This window comes from Flavobacterium sediminis (genome assembly GCF_003148385.1).
Taxonomy (GTDB): Bacteria; Bacteroidota; Bacteroidia; order Flavobacteriales; family Flavobacteriaceae; genus Flavobacterium; species Flavobacterium sediminis.
The window spans coordinates 2,299,062-2,310,336 of the sequence record NZ_CP029463.1; the positions used below are offsets into that span (position 1 = coordinate 2,299,062).

The 11,275-nt window shown below is 36.9% G+C and carries 4 protein-coding genes; 1 reads left to right on the top strand and 3 read right to left on the bottom strand.

The genetic code is table 11. From position 1 onward, the window contains the following. Positions 1-134: 134 nt before the first annotated feature. The gene (locus tag DI487_RS10605; protein WP_109569619.1) at positions 135-1,967 is read left to right on the top strand and encodes a T9SS type A sorting domain-containing protein; all 1,833 of its coding nucleotides are present in this window, start codon (positions 135-137) and stop codon (positions 1,965-1,967) included. A gap of 358 nt (positions 1,968-2,325) precedes the next feature. On the opposite strand, the gene DI487_RS10610 is transcribed toward DI487_RS10605, so the two are convergent. The 3 genes from DI487_RS10610 to DI487_RS10620 all read right to left on the bottom strand — a co-directional run bounded on the left by DI487_RS10610 (position 2,326) and on the right by DI487_RS10620 (position 11,220). Next, complete coding sequence (locus DI487_RS10610) at positions 2,326-6,168, bottom strand: GEVED domain-containing protein (RefSeq protein ID WP_109569620.1); 3,843 nt, start codon at positions 6,166-6,168, stop codon at positions 2,326-2,328. Between the two features lie 193 nt (positions 6,169-6,361). Continuing rightward, positions 6,362-10,501, bottom strand: coding sequence for a GEVED domain-containing protein (locus DI487_RS10615; protein WP_109569621.1), 4,140 nt, complete (start codon positions 10,499-10,501; stop codon positions 6,362-6,364). Continuing rightward, positions 10,498-11,220: a glycine-rich domain-containing protein gene (locus tag DI487_RS10620; protein ID WP_109569622.1), complete on the bottom strand. Its 723-nt coding sequence runs from the start codon at positions 11,218-11,220 to the stop codon at positions 10,498-10,500. Before DI487_RS10620 ends, DI487_RS10615 begins: the two co-directional genes overlap by 4 nt. Between the last annotated feature and the right edge of the window lie 55 nt (positions 11,221-11,275).

Sequence of the window (11,275 nt, forward strand, 5' to 3'; positions counted from 1 at the left end):
TTTTAGATAAAAAATTTAGTAGGAAATTAAGTGTTTCATTTTTTTTAAAGAATAAAAGGCGTTTTTTGGTAATAATTTTATGTATTATAATATATTAATTGTATTTTTGTCAATACGTAATCTATACTTTAATTATGAGAAAAACTCTACTATCTTTAATGTTTATGGTAGGGCTTGGAAGCCAAGCTCAGTTGTATGTAGGAACTGGCGGTTATGTATATTCTAACGATCAGTATATATTTGTGACCAGCCAGGTTGAGCTTAATTCCGGAGGGAATATTTTTTTAAGAAACCAGTCTCAATTACTACAAGGGACTACTGGTGTAGGACAAAATACAGGTTTGGGAACATTATCTGTTTTTCAAGAAGGTACAAGCGATAATTTTAAGTATAATTATTGGTGTTCACCTGTTGGAAATCCTAGTGCTACGATTGGAAATTCAAATTTCGGAATTTCTTTATTGAATAGCCCGACAGGGCTTACAAGCAGCACTCCGGTTACGGTTCTTCCTTACGGGAATTATAATGGGCAAGCGACTCCTTTGTCAATTGCTCAAAGATGGATTTATAAATTCAGTACTTCAAATCAGTATGCTCAATGGGTATTTGTAGGTACAGCGACTAATGTTCAACCGGGATTAGGTTTTACAATGAAAGGAACTTCAGGTACAGATACTTTTGTAGCAGATACTAATGAAGGTGTTGAAAATAATGCAGGAAATGCTCAGCGTTATGATTTCAGAGGTAAACCCAATGACGGAAATATAGCAAATGCCGTTTCTACTAATAATTTTACCTTAATTGGTAATCCTTATCCAAGTGCTATTGACTTGAATATTTTTTTGTTAGATCCTGCTAATTCAGCTGTGATTAATGGTCAGGCTTATTTTTGGGAGCAAACGTCAACGACACACTTTATTACGGATTATGACGGAGGTTATGGTATATATACACCGGGAACAGGAGTTTATACACCGGCTGTATTCTGGAATTATGATCAGGCAGGTGGACAAGAAACGAATTTAGGTTCATCTGGTTCTGTTTATGAGAGAAGGTTTACTCCTGTAGGTCAGGGTTTTATGGTCTTAGGGACGGCTAACGGATCGATAGTCATGAAGAATCAATATAGAGTTTTCGTGAAAGAGAGTGTCGCCAATCAATCGGAATTTGAAAGAATGGCAATATCAAGAGCGACAGTATCAAATGATGAATATTTTCAGGAAATTCCTAATGTAGCCGGAACGGATTACACACAAATAAGAAAAGGAACATCTCCTTATTTAAGAATCAATGCTGTTTATAATAATGAGGCAGTTCGTCCTACAACAATTGCTTTTGATGATTTGGCAACTCAGGCTTATGATTATGGTTATGACGGACGCTCAGCTACAGATGCAGCTCCTATCAGTTTTTACTATGTAGTAGACGGAATGTCTTATGAATATGCGTCTACGGCTTTTAAATTCGGAATAAATGAGAAAGTTCCTGTAGGTTTCCGTTGTAATGAAACAACTACGTTTAAAGTTTTGGTTCAAGGAGCTTATTCTGGTTTTGACGATTCTCAAATGGTATATATGCATGATAAACAAACAGGAATCTATCATGATATAAAAAATAATTCTTTTGAAGTAACATTACCGGCAGGTGATAACAGAACTCGTTTTGAAATAACATTTAAAAATATTGATAAAGACATATCTGAAGAAGATATCTTTTCTTCTGAGTCATTTGATGTATATCAAAATAACGAAGGGAATATGTTAACCGTTTTAAACGCAATACATAAAGATATCGTTAAAGTAGATTTATATGATGTAACCGGTAAGTTAGTTCTTTCTAAAGAGAATTTAGGGAAAAGTGAAAAGATTGAGATACCGACTTCAAATCTAAGTGATGGAGTTTACATTGTGAAGTTGGCTACAATTGATGCAGTTGAAATAACTAAAAAAGTATCAATTTATAAATAATAAATTTTTTATCGTATATATAAAAACGCTTTCAGAATTCTGAAAGCGTTTTTTTGTTTTCATAAATATATTGATTCATTTTTGGTTTTGTATTTACATTATTGTTTGTGTAATTATGGTTTTGAAAGCTATGTATATTGGTGAGGAGATTAAAATGTATTTCAGTGGCTTTAGATATGATATTATAAAGTAGTGGGAAAAAGTGCAATTATAATAAAGTTTTTTTATCTTAAATTAAGTTTAAAAGAAGTGTTTCTATAAGGTGTGTTTATAAGGGATTTGCATAACTTTATGGATGGAATAAAAATAAAAAGACGGACAAATGTCCGCCTTTTCTTTTGCACTTTTTTAATTATGATTAATAAATAACCTTTTTGTTAATAATAGTGCCGTCTGCTAAAACTGTTTTGACAAGGATCGTGTTATTCGTTTTTAATATTGAATGAATAGAGATACTTGTTTCAGAATATTTTCCTGTAAATAAAGTTTTGCCCAAAATATCATAGACTACAACGCTTTGAATATTTTCAGGTGCTTCAATTCGAAGGGTATTTTCTGTGGCGAATATTTTTACGTCGTTTTCTAAACTATTGAAAGTTTCAGTACTGAGAAGACTATTGGTAAATCGTAAGATAAATCGATTGTCAAAAGTACCTGAATTAGAACTAAAACTATAAGGAGAAACTTTTAAATCATGTATGATCCCTAAACTTAGATCTTCTAAGTAAATGTCTTGAGAGTTGAAGATTCCGTCTATATTACTAATTGCAATGGTGTAACTACCGTTTTGAGGAATTGTAATACCTAACGGAATGGTATCATCAAGATCGAAAGGTAGTGCCCTTCCCTGAATAGCTAATTTTTTAGTGTCGGCAATAGAATAGAGCTCAAAATTAGTTTTAATATCCATTGCAGGAGCATCGAATTTCGGGTCAAAATTAGTAGCAGCTCCTGTAGCATATCCTACTAAAGCATCGCTTGATTGACCGGTAGGAGATATCATTTTAAGCCAAATTCTGTGTCTCTCATTGATTTGTGACTGGCTAGCTCTGTAAAATTGGTCATTTCTATTTACATTTGAGCGCATAGAGTTATTGAATATGACTGTTTCATTAGTTGAAGCAGCATCATTCATCAGAACAAAGAAACCTTGTCCGGCACCTATGTAACCGTCAAAACCAGCCTGAGTGCCTCCTAATGAGTTGTAAGTCATATAATCTGCAACATCGTAGTTCAGTTGATAGCTTCCGTAAAATGGATTTGCAATAGGAGCAGGATCAACACCGTGTGTCCATATTTTAACGAACGGAGTTAAATGAGTACTGTTAGCGGTTAAAAATGCATCCGTTGAAATAGCTGAAGGATAGGGGTTTCCTAACAGGTTCCAGTTGTCATCATCTTGAGTAACGGGTGTTGTGGTTGGACCTGTGTATGGAGAACCGACATAGGTTCCTCTTTTGATAGGAACATTAATGTCACCATTGTTAGGAGTACCTGTAAAAGTAGCTGTAAAAGTTTGTGTTGATGTGGTGTAACCGTTCGGGCCTTTTACAATATAACCTTTACCGTTTGCCATAGTTTCATTTCCGTTAATCCAATTTCCGAAATTACCAGCATAAGTTCCTCCGTTATTGATTGTAGGGTTCCATTTCCAAATAAAACCGTTTGGAGTTGCCGGAGAAATATTGCCGGAAGAAAAATTTGCTACAGGTGTTGACCAGTAAACATAGCTCAGTAAGTTAATTTCGGCATTTCTTTTCATTGAAATAACACCATTGTTTGCAATATTATCGATCTGTATAAGGCTGGATGCATTTTCTAAATTAACGATACCTCCTGCGTCGACATCTACCCATTCTTTTACTGTGATGCTATTATTAGAAAGCGTATTCATATTTCCGGTGCTTTTGACTTTAAGGTTTTTTGCAAAAGCATCATATCCGTTACCGTCTACTACTACATTATCCGGGATAATAACACAATTATCAATGGTAGGAACACCAGAAGGAAGCCAATTGTCTGGATCACTCCAGTTAGTACTGTTTGATCCGTTCCATATCTTAGAATTGTTGGTCACAGTAATGTCATCAGTTGCATAACAGCCGTTTGATAAAATGGCACTTACTGTAAAGGTATATGAACTTTGTTCTAATTGAGCTAATGTAGGTTTTATAAAGACATTTACAGCCGGTGTTCCGCTAGTATAAGGTATGGTACAGGCAAAGTCCTGATAAGCATTGATAGGAAGAGCACTGGTCCAGTCAAAAGCCGTATTTAAAGGCTTGGTTCCGTATAATTCAATATTGTCAACAGCAACTCCGTCAGGTAACCATCCTGAACCGGCGTAGGAATGATGTCTAACGCGGATTTTTAAATTAGGTTGATTTATATAAGCTGACAAATCATAACTTAGGGTAACAAATCTGGTTCCGATTCCTACGTTAGAAGTAAAGTTGTCAATTTCAACAGGATATGTAGCTCCGCCATCTGTTGATAATTCGATGGCAACATATTCGTTTGTCGGATTAGCTCCGCCTGTATAATATCTTGAATAGTATAATTTTAATTTAAGAGTCAAATCTAAGAAATCAGTTGAGTTTACTGAATTGGATAGCGCTAAAAAGTTCTGAACGGTACTGGAAGGATAGTCAGGACTTGAAGCATCCGAAAGAGCCAGAGCAAATTTGTTTGTTCCGAATCCGGAAGAAATAGCCGGAAACCAAACATTAGTTGATGGAACATGAACACTGGTTCTGTTTTGGAATTTTGTTTTGTTGTCAGTAGCATTACCGTTAGAGTCATTATTGATATTAGTGAATACTCCTAAATTTCCACTTTCAAAATCTTCATCGATAAGATGTACCGTTTCTGTATCACCGCTTGTCGTAAGCTCTAACACTTCGTTTTCACCACAGATCAAAGGATTTGAAGGGGTAAAAGTTAATGTTGGAGTAGGGTTGACCAAAGCCGTTATTTCCGTTCTTACTACTGATTCACAACTTCCGTTGTAAGCGGTTACCCAATATGTAGTAGTAGAGGTCAGGTTTGGTGTGTTCCAATTACCGGATGGAGTAGTAGCAAGTGGACTTCCTCCTGTTTCGTTCGCATACCATCTGTATTCTGTTGTTCCGGAACTTCCGTTTGCATTAAGGCTTACAATTCCGGATCCACAAGTACTTCCGTTGGTAACATCAGTAATCGTGGCGGAGCAATTTTCAATTACCGTAAAAATATAATCTTCTGTTTCACCATAATTGTCATCACTAAACATTCCGCTACCGTATTCAAAATTATCGCATGACGAAAAATTAAAGCCAAATGTCTCCGATCCGAGCCATGATGATCCGTTGTTTACCCTTATTCTCATTCTGTAATCTCCGGGTGTTTGAGAGGCCGGGATAACAAAACCAAAGGTTACACTTGACCCGGCAAATCCTTGAATGTCATAAACAAGTTCTCCGGAATCACTGAAATCTCCATCGTTATTCCAGTCTACCCAAGCCTTCCAGGTCCCTCTAAGATGATCGTTCCCCGTACAGTTAGCTGTTATATTTACACCTTCTCCTTGTGCCTGAATGGCTAAAGGTGTTAAAGATGTAAAATCCTGATAACCGTCAGAATCATAAGTGGAAGTGTTTACCGGAGGGTCAGAAAGTGTTCCGATAAAAGCTAAATTGGTAATATATAAACCGGAAGGATTGTCAGATATAGGAATGCAATAGGAATTAACAGGCGTTGATCCCGGTGTTGCACTGCAATTAATGTTTAAATTAAATCCGGAACATCTATTGCTGCCATCTGCATAAAAATGAACGGTTAAAGATCCGGTAGTGGATGTTATTGTAGGAATAGTTGTTGTGCTACAAGAAGTTCCGCTTCCTTGAGGTGAGCCTCCCCATAAAACAGTGCCTCCTGTTCCGTTTCCGTCATAGATGGTTAAATAATCATATCCGGCTTCAGCAGTTATGCTACCGGAAATCTGAATGTAATTACCGGCTACTGAAGGGGTAATAACGGTATAACCATTAGAATTATTTTGATAGTTTCCTGAGCCACCGCTGTCTGAAATTGTTCCTGAACAAGTTGAAATAGTATTGTTACCGTTTCTTGGGACTTGATATTGTGAGTAGCTTTGAAAAGTGATGGTTAATAATAGCAGAAAATACAATTTCTTACCATTAAAAAAGTAGATTTTTCCCATAAACATTAAATTTAAAGGGCGAAATTATACCAATGTTTTTTTATTGTAATATTTTATCGATAAAAAGTATATAAAATCGTTGATTGATGTAATTCAATGGTTTGATTTTGTTGTTTGATAATCAGTAGTTTATAAAAACAAAAAAGGCTGTTCTTATGAACAGCCTTTTTAAATAACATTTAATTAGTATATTTTAGAAAATGATTTTCTTTGTTGCTTTGCTATTGTCATCGATTTCTACGATAACAATTATAGCGCTGTAGCTTTTTGATAAACTATTTATAGAAATATTTTGTCTGTCTGAAAACTCATTATGAGAATATAATAATTTCCCTAAAACGTCATAGATCATAACTGATCTTACTTCTTGATCTGATTCAATTATGATAGTTTCATTAGCATATACTTTAAGAGAATCACTACTAAAAGTATCTGTATTTAACGTTTGACTTGGATCAGTATATCTTAACACAAATCGATTGTCAAAAGTTCCTGAATTAGAAGTAAAGCTGTAAGGAGCACTCCTTAAGTCATGAATAACTCCAAGTGTTAAGTCTTCTAAGAAAATGTCTTGAGAATTGTTCGTGAACAATCCATCTACAGTGCTGATCGCTATGGAGTAAATTCCATTTTGATTTACTTTTATTCCAAGAGGTATGGTATCCTGATCGTTAAATGGTGCTCTCCCTTGTATAGAAAATCTTTGGTTATTACAAAGAGAATAGATCTCAAAATTAGTTTTAACACCAAGAGCCATGGCATCGTATAGGCGGTCTATATTATTTGTCGCATTATCAGCATAACCTACCAACGTTCTTGAAGCAGTATTGTTCGGAGCAACTATGTCTAACCAAATGCGGCTTTTGTTCTCAATATTTGAAGCAGTATTATTTGTTGTTCTGTAGAACAGATCGTTTCTATAACTATTACTTCTCATGGAATTGTTAAAAGTAACGTTTTCACTTTGAGCAGTTCCGGAATGATTCATCAAAACAAAGAAACCTTGTCCCGCAGCTATATTTCCGTCAAATGTAGGTGTAGATGCTCCTAAATAATTATAAGTGACATAATCGGCAACTGTATAATTTTGTACATAATTTTGATAAAAAGGATCTACAGTTGAAGATGAGGGTAACGTGCCGTGTGTCCATAATTTAATGAATCCGGCAATATTTGTGTTTACAGCTAAGAAACTGTTTGCATTTAATGCTGATGGATATGGATTTCCTAGTAAGTTCCAGTTGTCATCATCTTTAGTTGCTAAAGTTGTAGAAACACCTGTACTGTAATCTGCACCATCATAGGCACCTCTCTCAATAGGGGATGTAAGATCTCCGTTATTTGGAACACCTGTGAAATCAGCTGTGAAATTTTGAAGAGAAGTAGTGTAATTGTCGGGGCCTCTTACGATATATCCTTTTCCGGTAACCATATTTTCACTTGTTAGCGACCAGTTTCCGAATCCGTTTAAATTAGAAACAATAGTCGGTAGCCACTTGTACTTAGAACCAATTGTTCCGGGAGAAACATTATTTAAACCGAAATTAGCTACAGGAGAACCCCAGTATACATAATCTAATTTTCGGATCATAACATCTCTTTTCATTGAAATATCTCCGGTATTAGCAATATTATCTATTTGAACTAAACTAGACGCGTTTTCTAAATTGAACATACCACCGGCTTCTACATTAACCCATTCTTTGACAGTTATAGTATTGTTTGTCAGGTTGTCTAAATCTCCCGTACTTTTAACTGTTAAATTTTTAGCAAAAGCATCATAGTTACTACCGTCAATAATTGCTGTATCAGGAATAATCACACAATTGTCAATAGTTGGCACACCAACAGGGGACCAGTTGTTTGAATCGCTCCAATTAGTTCCGTTTATTCCTTTCCATATTTTTGAATTGTTAGTAATCGTGATATCATTACTAGCATAACAACCGTTAGAAAGAACGGCACTTACTGTAAAAGTGTAAGAGCTTTGTTCCAGTTGGGCAAGTGTTGGTTTTATATAAACTGTTACAGCAGGGGTACCGCTTGTGTAAGAAACTGTACAAGCTGCATCTTGATAAGCGTCTATAGGTAAAGCACTAACCCAATCGAAAGCGGTGTTTAATGGTCTGGTTCCGAAAAGTTTAATGTCGTCTACAGCAGCACCATCGCACCAAGAACTTGTGTAGTAACGAATTCTGATTTTTAAGTTGGGTTGGTTAATATATGCTGATAAATCATAGTTCAGGTCAGCAAATCGGGTACCGATCCCTTGATCTGTAATGATATTACCGTTAACTGTATTCCACGAAGTACCTCCATTTGTAGAAACTTGTACTTGCATATATTCAATACTATCATAAGTTGTATTACCGTCAGGGAAATATCTGGAGTAGTACATTCTGAATGTTAAACTAAGATCTAAAAATGTAGAAGAATCAACTGTAGGAGAAACCAGAACATTATCAACAGTGTAATAACTACCGCCATTCATTCCGATGTCGGATGTAACAAAAGCAAAGTGATTTGGACCGAAGCCTGAAGAAACTGCAGGATACCATGTTTGTCCGTTAGGGATATAAGTGCTGGTATGATTTTGCCAGGCAGTCTGACTGTTTACGGCAGCATTACTTACTAAAAAAGAGTTGTTGAATACGCCAAGACCTCCTGATTCGAAATCTTCGTCTATCAGATAAACTACTTCAGTATCACCGCTGGCAGTTAATGATATAATTTCATTTTCTCCGCAAACCTGAGGGTTATTAGGCGTAAATGTCAGTGTCGGAAGAGGGTTAATATTTGCGATGACTTCAGTTCTCACTAAAGATTCACAACTTCCGTTATAAGCCGTTACCCAATATGAAGTTGTAGAGGATATACTTGGGGTCGTCCAACTACCACTAGCTGTAGTAGCTATAGGAGTCCCTCCGGTTTCGTTTGCATACCATCTGTATTCTGTTGTTCCGGTACTACCTGTAACACTCAAATCAACTGTTCCGCTACCACATATTGTTCCGTTTGTAACAGAAGTGATGTAGGCGCCACAACTAGAGATCACAGTAAATAAATAATCTTCCGCTTCTCCATATTCATAGGCTCCTATCGAGGAGTTGTAATCAAATGTTTCACAAGAATCAAAATCGTATGAATAAGACTCTGTCGGATTTCCAGGAGGTCCGTAAAAACTGTTATAAATTCGAATTCTGATGCGATAATTTCCAGGTATAGTTGTAGGGGGGATCACAAAACCAAATGTAGTAGTTAAGGTTGCCGCATTGGAGTCGTAAACTTCTTCATTAGCATCGGCAAAGTCTCCGTCTTTGTTCCAGTCCACCCAAGCTTTCCATCTACCTCTTGAATTTGCTTCAACAGATACATTTACCCCTTCTCCTTGTGCCTGTATTGTATAGGGGGTTAACGAAGTAAAATCCTGATAACCTGGTGTTCCGGCATTAGTTCCGTTATTTAAATTAAATGTGTCATTTAGAGTACCTAAAAAGCTTACATCATCAATATATCTTGTTGTAATAGTATTAGTAGTTGAAGGTGTGCAGTAAGTCGGTAGGGTGGAAGTTGTAGTAGTATTTCCACTTAAAGGACTTGGAGTGTAATAAAGCGGACCATTCAAACAAATGCCATTAAATGAAAATACGAAAACATAATATTGCGTATTAATATCAAGGCCACCTATTGTAAAAGTAGTATTACTGTCATTATCAGCAACAATGCTACCATTAATAGAATTTCCTATAGTATAGGCCGTATTGTCAACAGGTGTTGGAACTGTTCCGGTTGTATTAAATACAACCAAATAACTATCAGGAGCCGGAGAGGCAGCTGTAAAAGAGCCACTGATAGACGTTCCAGAAGGCGTTAGTACAAGGCCTGTTGGTTGAGCGGTAGGCGTTGTACAGCTAGGAGCAGCTGCAATAGTTACATCATAGTCTTCAACTTGTCCGTAATTGCTTGTAGCACTACACGGATTAGAAGGGTCAGATGAAAATTGATAAATAACTCTCATTCTGGTTGTACCGGTCAATGCTGTTATAGGAGTTGCAATAGGAGCAGAAACTGTAGTTTGTGTATCTGTGGTTGCATTTATGACGCCCACATAGTAGGATTCGTCACTATCATTAAAATCTCCATCTTGATTCCAATCGAAATAAGCTCTGATATGGAAAGTGTTTGCACCATATGTTCTTCCGGTTATACTAATGGTATTGGTTTGACCTTGTGTTACTGACGCGGTATTACAATACGAATAAAATGTATTTTCAGCATTTACACCAACATTTCCGGAGTTGTTGTTAATGCCTGCATACGTTACATTAGTCATGGAAATACTGTATAGGTATGATGGAATACAGTAAGGATAAGTATATGTGATCTGTATCTGTCCTCTGGCTCCTGTACCCCGGCTCTGTTACCAGCACCACCGTTAGCTCTTTCGCCTCCACCCGCACCGGCCCCCGGGGTGTTACCATTACCTCCTGTACTGTTAGATCCTCCGATTCCTCCGGCACCACCATTAGGAGCGTTACCGCCATTTCCTCCGGTAGCACCACCTGCGAAACCGGGATTTCCGTTTGTATTAACAGTTCCGCCACTGGCATTTCCTCCGTTTCCAACAGCACCGGAATTTCCGGCACCTCCAGATCCTCCACCGGCAATCATTCCAAGAATGGTTGTACTTCCGCCAGTACCTCCTGTACCGCCATTAGAGTTTCCGGCAGTTCCACCTGCACCAATTGTGTAATTGATTACTTGGTTAGGCGCTACAGAAAAGGTGTTTTCAGTATAAGCACCGGATCCTCCACCGGATCCTCCGCTTGCATTGACATTTGATCCTCCGCCACCGCCACCGGCACCCCATGCCTTGACAGTGATAGATTGAATTCCACACGGAACAGTCCATGTTCCGTTACCGGTCGTAGTTAAATTAACTGTTGTTTGGCTGTAAGTTGTTACAGCAAAAAAGAAGAGTAGAAGAGTTAGGACTCTTTTGTAAAAATCTCTTTCTTTTGGTAATAGCAGCGATAAGTATTTCTCATTCATAACATTTTGAGATTTTTTAAGAATTAATTAACAAAAGTATATTAATTATTATGAA

What these genes read in the sequence shown, in the direction of transcription:
- DI487_RS10605 (WP_109569619.1), top strand. Translation starts at nt 135, where the DNA reads ATGAGAAAAACTCTACTATCTTTAATGTTTATGGTAGGGCTTGGAAGC.
- DI487_RS10610 (WP_109569620.1), bottom strand. Translation starts at nt 6,168, where the DNA reads ATGGGAAAAATCTACTTTTTTAATGGTAAGAAATTGTATTTTCTGCTA.
- DI487_RS10615 (WP_109569621.1), bottom strand. Translation starts at nt 10,501, where the DNA reads ATGACTAATGTAACGTATGCAGGCATTAACAACAACTCCGGAAATGTT.
- DI487_RS10620 (WP_109569622.1), bottom strand. Translation starts at nt 11,220, where the DNA reads ATGAATGAGAAATACTTATCGCTGCTATTACCAAAAGAAAGAGATTTT.